A 19735-nucleotide genomic window follows, 5' to 3' on the forward strand; every position below is an offset into this window, starting at 1 on the left:
TTTCACCTCTTTAACTCAACACCAATCGCCTTTCTTACAATTTCCCTCAGCTGTTCTTCACCAAAGATTGAACCAAATTTATCAGGAATTTGAAGGATGATTGGAAAGGCAACATCAGGTATTCCAATTCTCTGAGCCAAACGTTCCGTGATCAGTATTATACCCACATCTTCTCTCTCTATGAGCTCCTTTAACTTATTCTTTGCTCGTTCGTTTTCAAGCGAGGTTTCTTCAAAGGAATAAACTTCATGAACCCCAGCAAGTTTAAATCCTAAAGCAGTGTCCCTGTCACCCATTAAAACTATCTTCATGGCAGTTCACCCACCAGAGCTTTTATGTCTTCTGGCTTGATTCTGTCTTCAATAAGCTTTGCTATTGCCTTAAGCTTTCTTATTTCGCTTTCCTTTGCGAGGATGTAATTTAGTGGAATTGCAACACTTAGTGGGTAAAATCTTGTCAGTTCGCTGATTTTTCTCTTTATATACCTCTCAAATGCTTTGTTAAACACGTCCAAGTCGCCGCTTTCAAGACCTTCCCTTACCTCCCTGAGAACTTCATTATATTTCGTTGAGTCAAGCTCAGCCAGTGCCATACTAAGGTCTTCAACGTGCATTAGGGTATCCAAAACCCTCTGGCTTAAGCTCCCCCCAGGAATTAGGAAGGGCCTTATTTTATCGGCACCCAGACCATAGAGCTTTGCCCTCAAAATTGTCATTAAGTTTATCTTGTCGATTTTAAGCTTAACAAACTCCTCAAGGATTTTTCTTTCTTCATCTTTTCTTGACTCTGCATATTTCAGCAACTTTGCATAATGCATTTTGTAAAGCTCTGTTTCAAACTCTTCAATGGTAATCTCTTTAAGGAGAAGTCTCTGATAAACTTCCTCATATTCTGTCCCCTCAAGAATGACAAGAATTTCCTCCAGTGTTTTGGCTTCAGCCATAGCTTTAATTTTCTCAACCATGGTTCCAAGCTCTGCTATGTAGTCCCTTGCAACCTCACCGTAAACCTTGGCTTTAACAATTGCAGAGATATTTCTAATGTCCCACTCTTCAAGGAGAAGCTTAAAGAATGGATTTATCCTTTTGGGCAGAATCTTAAACATCAACCTATAAGTATCTGCAAGGGCTTCATCAAATGCCCTATCAATTGTTTCAGCCGTATATATCGAGAGCTTGCTTAGATAAGGCTTGTAATCACTATCCTCAAGATTCATAACAAACGTGTTAAGATCTTTTGATTCTGCAAGCTCATTAAATCTCTGCTCCGTAAACAGTCTCGCTTCCATAGCTCTGATTCTTGCATTTGGATAGGAATATGGAGTGTATTTGTAAATAATAGAGCCTGTTTTGTAAGCTATCCACGTAAAGATAACGGCAAGGGTTGTGTCCAAGATGCCGGTTATCGTGCTGATTTCCACTTCCCATCACCCAAAGAGCACTTTTGCTATTCTTGACCTAAGTTCGCTTTCCAGACGATCAATTCTTGCTTCAAAAGTATTGTCAACTCTGATAGTCCTATCGGCATTCTCAACCAAAACCCCACCAATGGTGCTAATTTTGTCTCCAAGCTCAATGCGTATCTCTCTACCAGTTTTCTCATTCAAGAATGCCTTAATTTCCTCAAGTTTCTCTGCTATTAACTGCAGAGTCGCTTCATTTGAACTGACCCTAATCCTATCTTCACCAAGTTCCTTAACAGCTTGAAGCATTAAATCTTTAACAATCCCAAGGTACTCATCTTTTGGAAGATTCGCCAGCCTTTCTTTAAGACTTCTAAGAACTTCATTTATGAACTCTTCCTGAAGAGCCAGCCTTTTCTTTCTAATTTCAAGCTTAGCATTCGCTATAATTCTCTGCTTTTCTATTTCAGCTTGTGTTTGTGCTTTTCTCAAGATCCACTCTGCCTTAGCTCTTGCCCTTTTCTCTGCTTCTGCCTTAATATCCTCGGCCTGCTTCTCTGCCTCGCTTAAAATATACCTTATCTTCTGCTCTGCCTCTCTGTTTATCTCTTCGATGATCAGCTTTGCTCCTTCCATTGCTCTGCCTCCCTAAAATATAGGAGAAGGCTCAGAAGCCCACTCCCGTGACTATCAATATCAAAGCACCGACAAGACCAAAAATTGCCATTGTCTCAGCCATAGCGGCAAAGATGATGCCCTGTGTGAAAGTCTTGGGGTTCTTTGCAACTGCACCAATACCTGCTGAGGCTATAATACCCTGAGGAATGGCTGAAAGACCTGTGAGACCAACTGTAAGACCAGCTCCTAAGAGAATTGCGCTCTTAATTATGTTTTCCTGAGTTGTTGCAGCAAACTTGAAACTTCCACCAAGTATTCCCGAGACCAGCGCTATAAGGAACAGTGTGATCAAACCGTAAATGCTCTGTGTCATTGGGAGACCTTCGAGTATCAGAGCATTTTTAAAGTTCTTCTCATCCTCCGCAACTGCACCTGCTGCCGCAGCACCAGCTATACCAACACCAAATGAGGATGCTGCACCAGCTATACCTGCCGCCAATGCCATTCCCAAAGCAACATAAACTATTGGATCCATTTTTCAACACCTCCTACCTCAAATTTCAAGTTCTGAAACTTCCCTTCTTGATTTGAAAGGTTCAAACCTTTTACCTTCTCCAGAGTAAAATGTTCCGAAAAATTCAACATAATGCAAACGGAGAGCGTGAACGAAAGCACCTAAGGCATTTATTGCCGTTGAAAATATCTGCCCGCCAATGAAAACTACCAGACCAACGGCTATGCCAAGGGGGACTGGACCTATTCTTAAACCCCATATCATCTGGACAATTATGTTGACAACCATGGCAATTCCTGACGTTGCCAAAGCCAAAGCCATCAATCTTGCATAGCTGAGCCAGTTTCCGACAAAGCCAAAGAAATCTGAAATTGTCATCAGAAGCTTCATTGGGATTGGCAGATCGCTCTGGAACTCTGACACTGCAAAGAGAACAAACCCAGCTCCAAAGACAACTTTTGCAACTTCAGCATTTCCTATACCTACCATTGAAAGCGCAAAGAGTATTACTCCAAGTATTATTAGCATCCATGACAGCTGTTCAAGTACTGCCTCTTTAATTTGTCTGTTCTTAAGTTTGACAATAAAGCCAAGGGTATATCCAATAAACAGATGAAAGATACCTATTGCTAATGCTATCTCAAGAACGATCAGTGCATCTCTCATTGCATCCAGCTTGCGCCACACATGGAACCCTGCAAGGTCGAGGATATTTCCGAAGTAGCTGCCAAAGAATATTCCCATAAGCATTGTGAAAAATGCACTCCACAGCAGTATGTTTGCGAATTTCCATGTTCCATCCTTTAAATGCTTATGTCCCTTAACAAGGAGTGCTGCAACGGTTCCAATTAAAAGTCCATACATGAAATCCGTGAGCATGAAGCCGAAGAAGAATGAGTACGTAAATGCCAAAATTGGTGTTGGATCAATTTCGTTGTATTTCGGAACCCCAAACATCTCCGTAAGCATTTCAAACGGAGCTATGAACTTCGGATTTTTGAGTTTGATTGGAACTTCCTCAAGCTCTTCTTTAGTTGGTTCCTTGATATTGATGTAAACTTTGCCCTCCGTAATTCTCTTTATACCTTCCACAACCCTTGGAACATCTTTCCTTGGAAGCCAGCCGAGCATAGCAAAGGTCATGTTTGTTCTGACGAGATTGTTCAGGATGTTTGCTTTATCTCTTTCATTTTCCATAAGCTCCTGATAGAACACTACATCATCATAATACTTTCTCGCAAGTTCTTTTGCCTCTTTCTCTGCTTTTGTCAGCTCCTTTTCTTTTTCAGCCAATTGGTGCTGATACTCTCTCATAACTTCCCTCGGGGTACCTTTTCCTTCCGGGACCTCTATACGCTCAAAAGCGTACTTGGCCAGTATTGGATTTGCCCTCTCATAATCTCCCTTGAGAATAGCAAACACAACCAAATACCTGGCTTTAAGCTCCTTTGAAACATAAGCAACTTTTCCTTCAAGTGTTTTTGTCAATTCTTCTATCAGCGGAGAATACTTGTCCCTATCAACAAAGCCAACAACGATTTCAATCTTCTCGGTTGGTCTGAGATATGAAATATCAATGTTCAGGGCAGATAAAAGCTCAAGAACTGCCATATTATTTTTTATTCTTTCTATTTCCGTGTTAATTGAACTTATTCTGCTCTCAACCTGTTTGATTTGCGGCTCGATATTCTCTAAAAACCTCTCAACATCCTTTACAAGGTCTTCAATGCTCTTGTATTTGTATTTTCTTTTAGACTTCATTGGGGGGAAGAAAAACTCCTTAATGCCGCTTTTTTTCTCTTCCCTATATGTTTCAAGAAACTCAACTAAACGGGATATTCCAATGCTATAAGAAGTTGCTTTACGATAAAACTCATTAGGGACGTCTTTTTGAGCAATTTCAACGTCAAGCTCCCTTATTTCAATCACACCTTCCTCATGAAGATACGTTAAAAGCCTATCTTTATACCTGTTGATACTTATGAGCTCAATCTTAACCATCTCTTCGGGCCTAAACATTTCAGCCCCCTCTGATGAGTTTTATACTCTCATCAATTGCTTTTTCGAGATTTTCGGTTGCTCTCACTTTAAGTTCTTCAAGCTCCCTATTTCCCTCTTCAATAAGTTTATTAGCTTCAATTTCTCCCTCTTTCTTTTTCTGTTCAATCACCACCTTTGCTTTCTCTTCAGCCTCAGCAATTATTTTACTCTCAAGTTCTTTCGCTTCCTCTTTTGCTTTTTGAATGATGAGCTTTGCCTCCTCTTTTGCTTTCTCAATTCTCTCTTTAGCTTGTTTTTCAGCTTCAACGATCTGCTTAATTACTTCCTCCATGAGTATCATCTCCCGATGATGGATGAAAATCAGGCTCATTTTTGGCTACTCTAACTGGTTTAAATAGTTTATGCCCACATAATATGACATAATGGCAAGAATATAAAGAGAAAAGCTAAAAGAGAGATTCTTTATTCATTCTTTTTCTTTTCAATGAGTGACTTGATCTCTTTAAGCGCATTATTTTTGGCAAATATTACAATCTGTCCCTTCTTTGGAAGTTTAGTGTCACCAGATGGGATAACCAAATTGCCTTTTTCATCATAAATTGCAACTATGAGGGAATCTTTTGGGAGGCCGAGATCCTTTACAACTTTCTCGGCAACTTCGCTGTTCTCATCGATCTTAAACTGGACAATTTCAGCACCTTCTTTTGGGAATAATACCCTGTCAAATCCCGGAGTGACTATGCTCCTGAAGATGTAGTTTGCAGCTATCTCCTCAGGACTTATAACAAAGTCAAAGTACCTTTTAAGATCCTCAACTCTCTCAAAGACTTCTTTGTTCTTCGGATTGCTGACCCTTAAGATCGTTGTGACTTTTGGATTTAGGTGCTTCGCCAAAATGCAGGCAAGGAGATTTGCATCGTCCCTTCCAGTTAAAGCAGCAAAAGCATCAGCCTGCTTTATATTTGCCTCTTCAAGAGTTTTTTGATCAGTCGCATCTCCCTCGATTACAAGACCATTAATTAAGAGGGAAAGTTCTTTGGCTCTCTCTTTGTTCATTTCGATTATTGTGACATCATGCCCCTCTGCCTCAAGCATTTTTGCAACAAGATAGCCAACCCTGCCTGCTCCCATTATTACAACGAACATCTAATCACCTCTTCTCCCCAATGAGGAACTTTGCTATCTCCGCGTATGCTGGTCTCGTTATAAGTATTCCAATCATTACACCGAGTATTGTTGTAAATGCAAATCCTCTCAGTCCTCCAACGAAGAACTTAAAGAGAAAGCTCATTGCTACGACTGTTGTTGTTGCCGATGCCAAAATGACAAAGAACGCCCTTCCCATTCTTTTGAGTATGCTGCTTCTCTTAACGATCTTCTCCCTTCCCCTTCTTCCCAAGAGTTCGTCGGTTATAACTATTTGCTGATCAACTCCCGTTCCTATGGCTGCTATTATTCCCGCAATACTTGGGAGATCAAGATTCCATTTGATCAGTGCAGCAATTCCAAGTATTATTATTACCTCGCTCAGACTTGTAAATGTTACGGGTATGGCTATCTTAAGCTTCCTGTAGTGAAGCCAGATTATAAGTCCGACAACAATCAAAGCTGCTATACCGGCAATTAGAACCTGCCTCTTGAAATTCTCACCAAGCTCCGGGGAAATATACTGGGAACCTTCCACGTAGACCTTAACAGGCAGAGAACCACTGCTCAGGACTACCGCTATTACTTGAGCCTCCTGCTGGGCAAGATACTGATTTGGGGCAGTTCCTGTTATTCTTACATTGGTTTGGGGAACTCCCTGAGCAAGACCTGAGCCGAGGGAGTATGGACCATACAATCCCAGGGCTCTTGTTATCACGTTCTTTAAGCTCTCCCCCTGTTGCGGCTCAAAATATCTAACCTTTATCCCCCTTGCTTCAAGCTGATCCTTAAGGTTCTTATCGACACCAACAAGAACTACAAGCTCCTTGTTCTTCGCAAGCTTTGCTATCTCTTCAGCACTTTGATTTGTATAGGCAATTGTGTCAATGTTAAAGGCTTTTTTAATCCTCTCGGTTAGGGGCATTGCATTTGGAGCCTCGGCTTTAAAATCTGTTGTCATGAGATTATAGCCATCCTGGGAAACCACAAACAGGGAATTCACTGGAGGATCAAGGAACATGTCCACAGGGTACCCAGCTTTGTCCTTAGCCAGCTCTGCAAATTTTTCTGCAGCTTGCTTTGATATCCTGAAGGGAACGGACCATTCATAGTAAGTTCCCTTTGGCTCTATCTGAATTGAAAATACCTGAACAATGTCTTTACCGGTTGCAAATATAACTCCCTCAAACTCGGCATAGAATACACCCTGTCGCTCTATCGTTTCTTTTACGCTTCTCGCCTCCTCTTCAGTTACACCAGCAACCTTTACAATGAGATACTGATTGCCCCAAGGTTCAACTTTAATATCTTTCACACCAAGCTGGTTCAATCTCTTTTCAAGGGATATCTTAACCTGCTCCATAGTACTTTGATCAACCGGCTTTTCAAGTTTAACCGTGATGGCAGTTCCACCACTTATATCAAGACCGAAGGTTAAACCGTACGTCAGGAGAGAGGCTATTGAGCCGAGTATAAAAATTGTAAGCAGCAAAATCCTCCAGTTGAGAAATAGTTTTTTCCAGTTCATCTTTTACCCCTCCTCTTCTTCTTGGAAGCTTTTGAAGCTTTAGATGTCCCAGAAGATTTTCTTTTTTCCCTTTCCTCTTTCTTTGCTATGAACCATCTTAAAACTCCTGCATTCAAAATCCATGTGTTCATGAAGTCCGCGAGCAGACCAAATATAAGCACTATCGCAATTTCATCAATGACCTTAGCTGTTGAAAACAGCCAGAGTGAGGCTAAAGCCCCCAAAGTAGTTGTGCTCATTGTAAAACCTGTTGAAACAGCCGAAAAGTATGCTTCCTCCACAGTGTCTTCTTTCCTCTTGAGCAGTTTGGTTGTCAGAAGAATGTTGCTGTCTACAGAATAACCAATAAGCATCAGCAAAGCGGCAATTGTTGCTTGGCTGAGTTCAATACCGAAGATGCTCATTAAAGCTAAGGCTATCACCATATCCGAAAAGGCTGAGAATATGACTGTGAATGAGGGAACTGGGACTCTGAAGAACAGGAACACAACAATTGCCATTCCAAGGAATGCCAAGGAAATTGCCTTTATTCCCTGTTCCCTTGCCATTGCTCCAAAGGTGGGTCGAACTTCTGATATGGCATACTTTGCATTCGGAAAGAGTTGTCTGAGAGCTTCTCTTATTTTTTCAGGGTCAACTTCGGCAGGGGCATAAACGTTTATTCCACTGCTCTCTTTTCCAATCCCCGTGAACTTTTCCACTCTGACATCAACTCCAAGTTGCTGAGATAAGTATTTAGCGACCTCATCTGGATTTGCATCTACACCGTAGGCAGTTACAACGACTCCACCTTTGAGGTCAATTCCAAGTTGCGGAAAGTGAACAGCAAGTATTAAAAGCGCCACAAAGAATACAACAAGAGGGTAAACTATCATCTTTTTAGTCTCAATTTCGGTAAGCTTTTTAAGCTTGTCTTTGATCATTCCTTCCACCTCTGGATAATTTTAAGACTTTTCGATTAGACTCTTTTCCATTACTTCGGCGAAACTATTTTAAAAGTATGTGGTATTTAAGTTTGCCCTTGAGCACTCAACTTTAAAAGGTGAAAGCTTAAAGGTTATGTTAGGTGATGCTCATGGACACCATAGGGTATCATTATGTGGTCGAGGCTTCAGGCTGTGATCCCGAGATTCTGAGTGACGCTAACAAAATAAGGGAGATCTTCTTAAAAGCCGCAGAAGCAGGGAACATGGAAGTTAAGGCAAGCTACTTTTTCAAATTCTCCCCCACAGGAGTCAGTGGTATGGTGATTGTTGCAGAATCACATATATCAATCCACACATGGCCCGAGAAAGGTTACGCTGCCATAGATGTCTACACCTGCGGGGAAAAAGCTGACCCTGAAAAAGCCGTTGATTATATCCTTGACGCAATAAAAGCAGAATACGCCCACGTCTCAGAGGTTAAGAGGGGAATCGAAGAAGACGACAGCACATTTACACACATGATCTTAACATGGGAAGAAAAACTCGAAAGGAAAAATAAGAAATAAGAATTCACTCCAAGAGCTTTTCAATTTCTTCCTTCAGCCTTTCAATCTTTTCTTTGAGTTCCTCGAACTTAATCTTGTAGGGTTCAAGTTCATCGATTTTCTTTTTAAGTTCCTCGTTCTCTCTGCTAAGTTCCTCAACTTTCTTTTGGAGTTCTTCCTTCTCCTTCCTGAGCTCATCGGCTAAGCCTTCCATCTCTTCAACTTTCTTCTCAAGCTCCTCTTTTGCCAATGTTAGCTCCTTGACAACTTTTTCTAACTTCTCTATTTCCTCCTCTTTAGCCTTAAGCTTCTCCTCAAGCTCCTTAATCCTATCTTCGTCCACTCTCTTCGCCTGCAGTTCCATGAGCTTAACCTTTGCCTCACTGAGCTCTTTTTCTAACTCTCTCTTCTCCCTCTTAACTTTCTCAAGTGCTGCCTTTGTCTCCTCAAGCTCCTTCTTTAATTTTTCAATCTCCTCCCTTGCCTTCTCCAGGCTTCCCAATTCAACGGTCTGCTTCATCTTCTCAAGCTCTTCCTTAACCTTCTCGTATTCAAGCTTAAGCTTCTCATATTCTTCCATCAGCTTTTCGTACTCTTCCTTGGCGATTACCTCTTTCAGCCCACCTTTCTCGATCATTTCAATTGTCCTAATGAGCTCGTCAAGCTTTCCCTGCTTAATGAGTTCATATGTTTCCCTGACAAGTTCTCCAGCCTTGCTTTCGCCTCTGAGGTGCTTCCTGATTGTTTGCTCAGTTCTTCCAAGCTCTCTGGCTATCTCACTAACCGTCATTCCAGCTTTTTCCCTTGCAATAGCGCCAGCGGCAACTGCTAAGCTGTCAACCCACGTTAATCTTTCGGCTGGATCCTTGATGAGCTCAATTACTTCTGGCCTGAAAAGCGTTGCAAATAAGAGAATGCTCTCAAGCTGATGAATTTCTTGTCTTCCAAGAGGGTTGAGTGGAACCTCAATTGTCATCTCCATCACCTCCTCACAGATCTAAAATCCTACCTCTCTTCAGTATCTTATCATGGTATACAATTATCCCCTTGTCCGTTATATCAAATGGATGCCTCCTCATTGAGTGTGATGTCCCTCTCATCTTCCAGACGATCAATGATCTCTTAAGCTCGCCATCAATCTCATCGAGGTCAAGCCTTATGATACCGTCAACACCGTGCTCAACTCCAGGTCCGCCAAATCCTCTCTCACCAACGCTGATCTGGCTCACAAAGATTGATGTACATCCTGTTCCGGCTAAAACTCTCTTGAGCTGCAGGATTATGCTTCTTGCCATGGCTGGCTTGTTTATGTAGAGAGTTGTAACTGAGTCCACAACAACTCTCTTTGCACCAATATCCCTGATGGCTTGCCTCAAAACGTCGATGAATTCCCTAAGATCAGTCAGGTCATGAACTATATATTTTTCATACTCCTTTGATCTGCCAATTCCTGCTGTGAATGCATCAACCATTGCAAATAAGCCCTCTTCCTCATATTTTTTCACATCCCAGCCAAATTGAGCCATGTTCTGCCTCACTTGGACTGGATGCTCTTCCAAAGCAACGTATATACCTGGCTCACCCATTTGGAGACCGTTCCACAAGAACTGCTGGCTGAAAATTGTCTTCCCAGTTCCTGGCCCACCGCTCAGCAAAACAACGTTTCTCTCCGGTATTCCTCCGTGGAGTATTTCATCCATCCCCGGAATTCCCGTCTTAACACGCTTAACCATCTTCACCACCCCCATCATCAAAATTAGGTTATTTTAACATAATCAGAAAAAGCCCTGATTTTAATTACCGAAAGATACTATAAACGTGGAGGTATATAAAAGTTACGCTTTTCTATGACGCCGTATAAACTCTCCAATGTCTGTGATGTTTTTGATAAAAGTTCTTTCACTGTTGGGCTGAATTCTGCCAATTCCCAAAATCACACCATTCTCATCGAAGAGAACAAGCTTTCTTGTGCCTTCCCATATGTACTCCTTAATGCCCCTTTTTGGAACATCTTTACCCGTTGTGAAAAGGAAAGCAGCCTTTGGCTTCAAGATGGCATAGTTCTTTTTGATATCAACGAAGTAGAAGAACTCAATGTTTGGATAGAACTTCTCCACCAAATTTTCATCAACTTTTATCGTTCCAACAAAAGTCCCAAAGGAATAGGGCTTGAGCTTTAGGTTTTCAATTTCCTCCCAAACTTTTTCGTTCACAGCATAAATATCTCTGAATTTGCCCTCAACAACTGCAAAAAAGCTGTGCCTAAGCTCGCCATATTTTTCTGCTTCTCTCAAAATTAAGTCAAACTCCCATGAAGAAACTCTTCGATATCTAAGCCCCTGCACCATTTTCACTCAAAATTAACTAACACAATGATCCTTAAAAGGTTAGCTTGAGGATGTGATATTTGGGGGAGGGACTTGTTCAGGATAAGCCACAATTACCGTGGCGTTCTTGGGCACGTTCTCTTCCATCTTTACATGAACATAGTAGTCACTCACCAGCCACTGGGCAGAAAAGGCGCTGAGGAAAGCCGAAGCACTTAGGAGAGCAATTGCCATGATAGAGAGAGCAGGAGACACAGAAATTTCTTTTCCTTTCAGAAAGATTATTAGTCCCACCAGAGAAGACAGTGCCCATGCTCCGAGAATAGCAAACAATATGGGAGTTTCCACAGGAGTCCTCATAAAATGAAATAGAGCCCAAAGAGACCCAAATAAGCCAAATAGGAAGTAAACTGCTCCAAACTTCTTTGCTCTTTTGAAATTCGTAGCAATTCCCAAGTAGTAAAGCGAAATCGTCCCTAAAGCAAAGAAAGCAAGTATAAGGAACGGTAAAGCCCATGCAATATACCGATAAGCATAACTTGGAACAATTGTAGAGAACATAATTGGCACAAAACCGTAGAACGCAAGGTTGACAACTGCCTGAATCATAAAACATGCCAACAAGATGGTGGACTTCCACCTCATACCAAAAATTAAGGGTGGAGTGTTATATTTACTTTTTGGCTTCGTCTAAAATCTTGCTCAGCCCATCCAAATCAGTCTTATCAAACTCCTCTTTGAAGTTCAAGCCAAGCTCGGCTATCTCTTCTCTTGTGATAATTTCTTTTCCTTCCCCTATTCCCGGACAGCTTTCATCATAATACAGCCAAAGCTTTTTCCCTTTATATTCAAAAGGCTCTTCCCTCTCAACGCCCAGAGGTCTGTGAGAGACCATAAAAGGATAAATCCGACAAACTAAGGGATTGTAGTCATGGATTCTGCATTTGCCTGTCTCTGGGTCATGAAAAACGCAGCCCAAATCCCACTCCCTGTAAGCCAATACAAACCTGATTTTCCCGTTTTCAGCTGTGAAGAGAACGAAGTCTTGAGGATCATGGCCATGCTCTGCTATCCTTTTGATGTCGTAAAGTGTGAGGTAGATAAAGCGCCCCCGGCAGCAATCTACACAGAATTTGCACTTAAATTTAACATCACTTTTGAGGGGTTTTGGTTTAAAGCGCATTTTTAACCCTCATGAAAACCTGTCTCCAAAACTTTTAAATCTCTCGGAATGGAAAAATGAACACATGAAGATACATCTTATCGTCGTGATAATTTTAACAACCCTTATAGTTATGTGCATCAGTTCCCATAGAACCGAGCTTAGGGAACTCCAATTCTCACCAACTGCAAACGCCAAACGCCTTTTTGAAGCGAGCTGGGAAAATAACACCGCTAACGAAAGTATTTCTCTTAGTATAATCTTTGATGGATGGAATGCCACAATTAAAGGAACTCAAGAGATTGAGCTTTCCTTAAGCTCTTCCTCTGTAATACCTTTTCTCTTTGAGAATTCGTCCATTTTAAGGTTTGATCTCGAGAAAATAGAGGTCTATGGTGCAAAAGTAAGTGTAAAAGCATTCTATGATGGAAAATACGGCATTTTGCTGCTCAACGTGACTCCCACCAGGAGTACACAAAAGATTAGGCTTTTCTATACTTCGCATTATCAGCCTCTGCTCGATATCAACATGCGAGACCCTATTGAGTGGCACATGAGATCAACTAAGGACTACTTTTACATCCCACCAGAGGCTTATATGTTTCTCTCCAAGCTGAGGGGAAAATTCACGATTAAAGTTCTCCATTATTCAACAGACTACACCCTTGCAGGTATTTTAAAGTTAAGGAATGGAAAATACAAACCGCTCCTTCCAGAGGAGGATGCATTTCATACAGATGGCAAAAGGCTCTATATCCTCCTTGGAAGATGGAACATCTATGAAAGCACAATCAAGATCAATGACAGAAACATAAAAGTCATAGCCCTCACTGACGAGGGGAATGTAACGAATGCGCTCTCAAAAATTCTGAAGGTTTATTCCTCCCACCTCATTCCATACCCTTACGATGAGCTGATTTATATAAGGTTCAAAGGGCATAGAAGCGAGTATGAAGGATACGGCCTGTATGGAGGGGCACTGGGAACGCAGTTCAAAAGAGTTATCCCTCATGAGGTTGCCCACAACTGGTTTGCTATGTATGCTGACCTTGGAATTCTAAATGAACCCTTTGCCGTGTATACATCCTCTTTGTACAATCTAACCTCCGAACAGGTGGATAAATGGGAGGGACTATGTTTGAGTCTGAAAGACAAAACCCCAATAGCGCGGATAAATGGAATTACCCGACAGAACATGAATACTCTCTATCAGCGGGGCGGTTTTATCCTCCGCTCCCTTCAGTTTGTCGTAGGAAATGAGACATTTTTTAAAGGGCTCAGGGAGCTCCTTGGAATTTGCCACGCTAAAGATTGCACTCAACCTGAAGAAACACTAAACCTAATTAAAGAAATCTACGAGAACCTGACTAATAAAGACTTAGATTGGTTCTTCAAAGAGTGGTTCTACACAGCAGATTATCCCAACTTCACGGTCTCCAGCTTGAAAGTCATTCAAAACGGCAACTATTATAGGCTAATACTCAACATAACCGAGAAAAACGGTTTTGCGATGCCACTTGAGGTAAAAATTGTAACTCCCACCGAGAACATCACGAAGAGAATCTTTGTAAATGGCTCAGCTATTTTGGGAGTTGAGTTAAAGGAAAAGCCACTCAGGGTAATCATCGATCCAAATGACTGGATGATTAACGCCGATGGCTCTAACTACAGAGTGAACTGGGAGAACTTTATGCTCGAGAAAATAGAAAAGGAAGCAATGGAACTCAATGGTGTTGAGATAGTAGTGAACTGACTCAAGTGTTCAAATGTGCATCAAACTCTCTGCTCTTTTCAAAGTCTGCATAGCTTTTATCTAAGCGTTTGCTCACATAAGGACCGTCTTTTCTATAACCGAACTTTCTGTAATATTCCCTAACTCCAACGCCGCTGATGACAAGCATCTTCTTGACGTCAAACTCCTCTCTCGCTATTTTCTCCGCCTCCGCAAGCAGCTCCCTGCCGTAGCCACGGTGCTGCCACTCATATTTAGGTCTGCCTCCAATTGGCACCAATGGACCATAAACGTGAAGTTCCCTAACAATTGCAGAGGGACAGCAGTTAATCTCTTTGCGGTGAGCTTTTTCGCTCGGAATCCTCAACCTAAGGAATCCAATTAGAATGTCGTTCTTAACATCCTCAAAGCTGAGAAAAATTTCTCTGCCCTCGCTTGCCTCATAGTCCTCTCTCAAAAGCTTTATATGCTCCACCTCGGGCTGAATTCCAAACTTCTGCATTACATGACCAACTTCTCTGAATCTGATCTCTCTTGGCCTTATGCCCTCCCTGATGAGCTCGTTGAAGACAAGCTGTCCCAGGTTGGAGTGCTTAACTCCAGCAGCGATTAAAGGAACGGGAATATCTCTCTGGATCCTCATAACGCGAACCCACTTTGGAATTATCTTGTAAACTTCAACCAAAAGCCTAACTGCTTCTTCAGTGGTGTATGGTCTGTATTTGCCTTCTTTGTACCACTTGTACAGGATTGTGTCCTCAGTTACAAGCGTCGGATAAATCTTCAGCATATCTGGTTTAAAGCGGGAATCTTCGAAAATTATCTGAAATGCCTTTAAATCCCTCTCAAAGTTGCTTCCCGGCAAACCAGGCATCATGTGATAGTTTACTTTAAGCCCAGCATCCTTCAAAAGCTGAGTCGCTCTAACAACGTCTTCAACGGTATGTCCCCTCTTAACCCTTTCATATATGAAGTTGAAAACAGTTTGGACACCAAGCTCCACTCTTGTAGTACCAAAGGCAAGCATTCTATCAATATGCCTTTCAAAAGACCAATCTGGACGAGTTTCAATAGTCAAGCCGACCATTCTGACCTTTGCCTTCTCATTCTTTCTCTGCTCGTCTTCGAGGTAGTAGTATTTTTTCTTATGGGTTCTCTCCCATGCGGCTTTAAACTTCGGGTCTTCGTCAAATACCGAGTGGTCTTTTTTAACTAAAACCCTAATCAGCTTCTCCTCAAGGTTCTCTACGTCCCTAAAGTAAGGAAAGTCGTTCATAGCTTTAAATGCATTTTTTATGAACCATTCTTGATAATCCAAGTCCATTGCGGGAAATGTTCCGCCTTGAACAATCACTTCAACTTTATCAATGTCGTGTCCTATGTCATAGAGCTGCTTTAAACGGCGGAGCATGATTATGTAAGGGTGATAAGCACTTTGAATTGCTCTCAAAGCTGACGGCTCTTTTCCGGTATAGCTCTGCGGCGAACCTTCACTCGGTCCACCAGGACAGTAAATGCATCTGCCATGAGGACATGGAAAAGGCTTTGTCATCATTGCAACAACTGCAACACCGCTTATTGTCCTCGTGGGCTTCTTCTTAAGGAAGTCTTTGAACTTCTCCCTATCATCTTTGCTCATAACCCTCAAGATGTCAGCGTTACCGGGAAGCTTGCTCAAATGATATTTTCTCGCAACTCTAACCTTAACCTTGTTCAATTCCTCTCTGCTTTTAATCTCACCCGAAATTATCATCCGAGCGATTTCCTCGCAGGCTTTTCTATAAGCATCCATCTCTGACACCCCTAACGTCTCACCCTTTGGTTTAAGGAAAGCGGGTTAGCTTAAAAAGGTTGTCAGTTTATATTCACTTAGGGAGGGTGAATAAAATGGCGAGCAGAGACGAGATTGTAAGCTTTCTCGATGAATATTTGAATATAAAAGCCTTCCCGGATAAATCGAAAAACGGCCTCCAAGTTGAAGGAAAGAGCGAAGTCAACACAATAGCCTTTGCCGTCGATGCGTGCTTAGATACTTTTGTGAAAGCAAAGGCATTCAAGGCTGACATGGTAATAGTTCACCACGGCATAGTCTGGGGAGGGGTTGACTACATTACGGGGCTTATTCAGAAGAGGCTCAAGTTCCTCCTCGAGAACGACATAAACCTCTACGTTGCTCATGTCCCTCTTGATGCCCATCCAGAAGTCGGAAACAACGCTCAGCTCTTAAAGCTCCTCGATTTAGAGCCCAAAGAACCTTTCGGAGACTATGGAGGAGTTACAATCGGATTTATCGGCGAATTTGAAGAGCCAAAGCCCCTACCGTTAATAGCACAAATTTTGGTGGAAAAGCTGAAAATTGACTATGTAAAGAGTTATGAGTTCGGGAAGCAGGAAATTAAGAGGATTGGGGTCATAAGCGGAGCTGGAGGATTTGCAATTGAAGAAGCTGTAAAGAAAAACGTTGACCTCTTCATAACGGGCGAGTTCATCCATGGAAGCTATAGAACGGCTGAAGACTTAAGGCTGAGCGTTTTAGCTGCTGGACACTATGCAACAGAAACTTTAGGTGTTAGGGCACTAATGCCTCTCCTGAGAGGGAAGTTTGGTGTTAGGACAGTTTTTATTGATAATCCTACTGGTCTTTGATTTTAAGCTTTCTTTTAATGCCGAAAGAAAGCCGTCAGGCTTAACAAGAATTAGTTCAACCCTTAATTCTTCTTTCGCATATTCTTCAACCCAGCTTCTGCTTAAAGGGTCATTGTTAAAGGGGTAAACTATCATAAGCCTGTTGAATCCAGCTCTTTTAGCTTTCACAGCATTGTATAGGATGCGCTGCTTTATCCACTTGTAGGAGTTTTCAAATTCAATTGCGAGGACTTTCTCATCCTCTCTAAGAATTACCAAGTCAATCCTGCTCCCATCTTTACCTTGGAATTCCTTAACTGCCCTAAGCCCATGGAAAGCACAGAGTTCTTCAGCTTCTTTGAGAAGAGATTTAATCTTAATTTCCAAAACCCCCAAAATAAAGATGAATCAAGAAGAGAGCCTCTTCCTAAGCTCCTCCAGAGCTTCTCTTGCCTTTCTTACATCTTTTATCTTTCCTTGAGCTAAGTCCTTCTTTCCTCCACCGCCGCCGCCGGCTATTGATGTTATTATTCTTATAAGCTCACCAGCTTTGAATGGAACTTCGTCCCCCACAGCAACGACAACAGCGTTTGTGTCTTCGCTTATGAGTGCAGTAACTCTCTTGGGTTTCTTCAGCTTGAGTGCTGCTTCTCTTAAGTGGTCCAAGTCCCCTTCAACAACCTCTCCAATGAACTCGATTTCGCCAATCTTTTCGACTTTGTTCTCAAGCTCGTAAACGAGAAGCTTAGCCAATTCTTTCTTGAGCTTCTCAACCTCTTTCCTTGCCTGCTTCCACTCCTCGAAGAATTTCTCAGCTGTTTCTGGCAGCTTTTCCGGAGGAACCCTGAATACTTCACTTGTCTTCTTTATTATGTCTCTCTCCCTCTGCCACTCCTTTATTGCCGCTTCACCGCAGGCGAAGATAATTCTCTCAACTCCATCCTGAATCCTCTCAGTTCTTAAGATTTTTATTGGACCAATCAGGCCAGTGCTCGGCAAGTGAGTTCCACCACATGCCTGAACATCCCAGTCTTCAATGTTAAGTATTCTAATGATTCTCCCCGGCACAACGCCACCTTGATAAAGCCTAAAGCCGTATTTCTGTTCCGCCTCTGTTCTTGGCAGCCACTCCCAAGCGACCTTCCTGTCTTCCATGACGATCCTGTTCGCTAAGCGTTCTATTTCCTTCAGCTCCTCTTCACTAATGCGCTTGTAGTGGGAAATATCCAGCCTCGCCCACTCTGTGCTCAGCTGTGAACCGGCTTGCCAGACGTGTTTACCGAGAACCCTCACCAAAGCTCCCATCAGAACGTGGGTTCCTGTGTGGTGCCTCATATGCTGAATCCTTCTCTCCCAGTCAATTTTTCCGTGAACTGTCATTCCCTCTTTGAACTTCCCCGGATCCTTGACCCTGTGAAGTATTACCTTTCCGACCTTCTGAACCTCTAAAACCTCAACACCGTTAAGCTCACCAGTGTCGTACGGCTGACCTCCACCTTCCGGATAGAATGCCGTTTTATCAAGAACGACCCAATCATCAATGACCTTGAGGACTTTAGCATCGAACTCCTTCATGAACGGATCTTCATAGTAAAGCGTTCTCGTATCTGGCAAGTCCCTCACAAGCTCAAAATCTACGATTTTTTCTTCTTTTTCCTCTTTTGCCATCTTCTCTGCTTCCTTTGCTACCAAGCTATAGAAGTTGTCGGGTATGTGAACCTTTATGCCCTCTTTCTCTGCTATCTCCTTAACAATTTCCGGCGTTAAGCCGTGACTCTCGTAGAACAGTATGAGCTTCTCCAGTGGGATTTCGTCTTTGCCTTCTTTCCTGAGCTTCTTAATTTCTCTTCTGACCAAATCAGAACCTCTCTTAAGGGTTTCTTGATATCTCTTCTCTTCCACATTAACTATGTCCAAAATGACATCCTCCATCTCCTTGAACTCTGGGAAAGTCTTGTGGAGGGCTTTTATGTGCATGGCAACGATTTCACTGAGCGGAATTTGTAAGCCAAGCTCTCTCAAATGCCTGATACTCTTCCTTATCAACAGACGAGCAAGGTAACCGGCTTTAACGTTTGAAGGAACAACCCCATCAGCCAGCATGAAAGTTAATGCCTTTGTGTGGTCAGCTATTGCATAGATAAGCTCGTAGGGTCTTATTAATCTCTCAAGTTCCTCAACGCTTATCCCCACTCTGCCCGCAACTTCCCTCCTCAAAACTTTAAGGTCGCCCATGTCCTCGATGTCAAACATTCCAGCCAGCCTTGAGTTTTCCATTAAAATCCTGTCATCAATCTTCTCAATGCCAGCCATTCTCTTAAGGGGTTCAACAACATAACCTAAGACAGCGTCATAAGCCGTTGGAGTGCCTTGACTCATCCAGACCAATCTCTCAAGACCGTAACCTGTATCAACAACCTTGGTATCCATTGGAACGTATCTGTCTCCTTTGATGATTACGACTTGATCATCCGGAGTTCCCGGTGGAGCCAACTTGTACTGCATAAAAACAAGAGTAGCGACCTCTAACCCTCTATAGAGGACTTCGAAAGCTGGTCCAGCGTTTCCTCCACCCGCCCATGGGTTCTCCTTGAACGTTATGTCTTCAGGCTTCATCTTCAAATCCTTGGTGAAAAACTCAAAAGCAAGCTCAACAGTTTCATCCATCCAGTATATCGGCTTACCTGGATAGTTGAAGGCATGATGTGCCATCATTTCAAAGATTGTAAAGTGTCTCCCGGTTATTCCAACGTTGTCAATGTCTGTGAATCTAATTGATGGCTGAGAAATTGTGAGAGGATTTGCTGGAGGGTCAGCTTCCCCGCTGATGACCCAAGGCTGAAAGTCCATAATGCTTGCCCCTACTAAGAGCACATCATCTCTCCATCTCGGCAGGACTGGATATCTTTTCACCCTACCATGTCCGTGTCTCTCAAAGAAGCTTAAGAATGCTTCTCTCATTTCTTCAAGGGTGTACTTCTTTGGAATACCTGGTTTTCCAATAAACTGGTACTCATCACATGGAGGGTCTCCACAGGTCTCTCTATCTGGATCCAAAGTCCAGAAGGGTTTTCCACAGACTTTACATGTTTTCCGTATCCAGCCTTCCTCTTTAAACATCTTCGTGGTCATGTCCATTGACATTTCGATCACCTTCCAAAATTGACCCTGAAATGAACTCACCTTAAAAACAACAGAATGGTGAAGTT

Annotated in this window: 20 protein-coding genes; 3 read left to right on the top strand and 17 right to left on the bottom strand. The window is 42.4% G+C overall.

Going from position 1 to position 19735, the window contains the following annotated elements; all coding sequences use genetic code 11:
• Nucleotides 1-2 precede the first annotated feature (2 nt).
• From TERMP_RS08400 to TERMP_RS08440, 9 genes are all read right to left on the bottom strand, one after another.
• On the bottom strand, nt 3-311 hold the full coding sequence (locus tag TERMP_RS08400; protein WP_013467970.1) for a V-type ATP synthase subunit F: 309 nt from the start codon (nt 309-311) through the stop codon (nt 3-5).
• A complete protein-coding gene (locus TERMP_RS08405) occupies nt 308-1420 on the bottom strand; it encodes a V-type ATP synthase subunit C (RefSeq protein ID WP_013467971.1) in 1113 nt (370 codons plus the stop codon). Before TERMP_RS08405 ends, TERMP_RS08400 begins: the two co-directional genes overlap by 4 nt.
• Before the next feature lie 6 nt (nt 1421-1426).
• Nucleotides 1427-2038 (bottom strand): V-type ATP synthase subunit E, encoded by a 612-nt coding sequence (locus tag TERMP_RS08410; protein WP_013467972.1) that lies wholly within the window; start codon nt 2036-2038, stop codon nt 1427-1429.
• A 31-nt stretch (nt 2039-2069) separates the two neighbouring features.
• Complete coding sequence (locus TERMP_RS08415) at nt 2070-2555, bottom strand: V-type ATP synthase subunit K (protein WP_013467973.1); 486 nt, start codon at nt 2553-2555, stop codon at nt 2070-2072.
• Between the two features lie 18 nt (nt 2556-2573).
• Nucleotides 2574-4553 (bottom strand): V-type ATP synthase subunit I, encoded by a 1980-nt coding sequence (locus tag TERMP_RS08420; protein ID WP_013467974.1) that lies wholly within the window; start codon nt 4551-4553, stop codon nt 2574-2576.
• A gap of 1 nt (nt 4554) precedes the next feature.
• The gene (locus tag TERMP_RS08425) at nt 4555-4866 is read right to left on the bottom strand and encodes a V-type ATP synthase subunit H (protein ID WP_013467975.1); all 312 of its coding nucleotides are present in this window, start codon (nt 4864-4866) and stop codon (nt 4555-4557) included.
• A gap of 131 nt (nt 4867-4997) precedes the next feature.
• A complete protein-coding gene (locus TERMP_RS08430) occupies nt 4998-5681 on the bottom strand; it encodes a potassium channel family protein (RefSeq protein WP_013467976.1) in 684 nt (227 codons plus the stop codon).
• Nucleotides 5682-5685: 4 nt separating this feature from the next.
• Nucleotides 5686-7209, bottom strand: coding sequence for a preprotein translocase subunit SecD (locus TERMP_RS08435; RefSeq protein ID WP_013467977.1), 1524 nt, complete (start codon nt 7207-7209; stop codon nt 5686-5688).
• On the bottom strand, nt 7206-8132 hold the full coding sequence (locus TERMP_RS08440; RefSeq protein ID WP_013467978.1) for a protein translocase subunit SecF: 927 nt from the start codon (nt 8130-8132) through the stop codon (nt 7206-7208). The genes TERMP_RS08435 and TERMP_RS08440 overlap by 4 nt, the downstream gene beginning before the upstream one ends.
• Nucleotides 8133-8284: 152 nt before the next feature.
• Between TERMP_RS08440 and speD the strand changes: the two genes are divergently transcribed.
• Entirely contained in the window at nt 8285-8701 is a 417-nt protein-coding gene (gene speD, locus TERMP_RS08445; RefSeq protein ID WP_013467979.1) for an adenosylmethionine decarboxylase, read from the top strand.
• Between the two features lie 4 nt (nt 8702-8705).
• Here speD and TERMP_RS08450 read toward each other — a convergent pair whose 3' ends face one another.
• The 5 genes from TERMP_RS08450 to TERMP_RS08470 all read right to left on the bottom strand — a co-directional run bounded on the left by TERMP_RS08450 (nt 8706) and on the right by TERMP_RS08470 (nt 12190).
• On the bottom strand, nt 8706-9656 hold the full coding sequence (locus tag TERMP_RS08450) for a transcriptional regulator (RefSeq protein WP_013467980.1): 951 nt from the start codon (nt 9654-9656) through the stop codon (nt 8706-8708).
• A gap of 13 nt (nt 9657-9669) precedes the next feature.
• Nucleotides 9670-10413: a KaiC domain-containing protein gene (locus TERMP_RS08455; RefSeq protein ID WP_013467981.1), complete on the bottom strand. Its 744-nt coding sequence runs from the start codon at nt 10411-10413 to the stop codon at nt 9670-9672.
• Between the two features lie 102 nt (nt 10414-10515).
• A complete protein-coding gene (locus tag TERMP_RS08460; protein WP_013467982.1) occupies nt 10516-11028 on the bottom strand; it encodes a PUA domain-containing protein in 513 nt (170 codons plus the stop codon).
• 39 nt (nt 11029-11067) lie between these two features.
• On the bottom strand, nt 11068-11652 hold the full coding sequence (locus TERMP_RS08465; protein WP_013467983.1) for a hypothetical protein: 585 nt from the start codon (nt 11650-11652) through the stop codon (nt 11068-11070).
• 28 nt (nt 11653-11680) lie between these two features.
• Entirely contained in the window at nt 11681-12190 is a 510-nt protein-coding gene (locus tag TERMP_RS08470) for a YkgJ family cysteine cluster protein (protein ID WP_013467984.1), read from the bottom strand.
• A gap of 64 nt (nt 12191-12254) precedes the next feature.
• Here TERMP_RS08470 and TERMP_RS08475 point away from each other — a divergent pair, with 64 nt between their 5' ends.
• Nucleotides 12255-13922 carry a M1 family aminopeptidase gene (locus TERMP_RS08475; protein ID WP_013467985.1) on the top strand — a complete coding sequence of 556 codons (1668 nt, stop codon included), beginning with the start codon at nt 12255-12257 and terminating at the stop codon, nt 13920-13922.
• A gap of 1 nt (nt 13923) precedes the next feature.
• Here TERMP_RS08475 and TERMP_RS08480 read toward each other — a convergent pair whose 3' ends face one another.
• A complete protein-coding gene (locus TERMP_RS08480; protein ID WP_013467986.1) occupies nt 13924-15693 on the bottom strand; it encodes a tRNA uridine(34) 5-carboxymethylaminomethyl modification radical SAM/GNAT enzyme Elp3 in 1770 nt (589 codons plus the stop codon).
• A 95-nt stretch (nt 15694-15788) separates the two neighbouring features.
• Between TERMP_RS08480 and TERMP_RS08485 the strand changes: the two genes are divergently transcribed.
• On the top strand, nt 15789-16547 hold the full coding sequence (locus TERMP_RS08485) for a Nif3-like dinuclear metal center hexameric protein (protein ID WP_013467987.1): 759 nt from the start codon (nt 15789-15791) through the stop codon (nt 16545-16547).
• On the opposite strand, the gene TERMP_RS08490 is transcribed toward TERMP_RS08485, so the two are convergent.
• Both TERMP_RS08490 and alaS read right to left on the bottom strand, forming a co-directional pair.
• Nucleotides 16479-16913, bottom strand: a complete 435-nt coding sequence (locus tag TERMP_RS08490; protein WP_193385898.1) for a hypothetical protein — start codon at nt 16911-16913, stop codon at nt 16479-16481. The genes TERMP_RS08485 and TERMP_RS08490 overlap by 69 nt on opposite strands.
• A 21-nt stretch (nt 16914-16934) precedes the next feature.
• Entirely contained in the window at nt 16935-19670 is a 2736-nt protein-coding gene (gene alaS, locus TERMP_RS08495) for an alanine--tRNA ligase (RefSeq protein ID WP_013467988.1), read from the bottom strand.
• Nucleotides 19671-19735 lie beyond the last annotated feature (65 nt).

The sequence above is a fragment of the Thermococcus barophilus MP genome (genome assembly GCF_000151105.2).
GTDB lineage: Archaea > Methanobacteriota_B > Thermococci > Thermococcales > Thermococcaceae > Thermococcus_B > Thermococcus_B barophilus.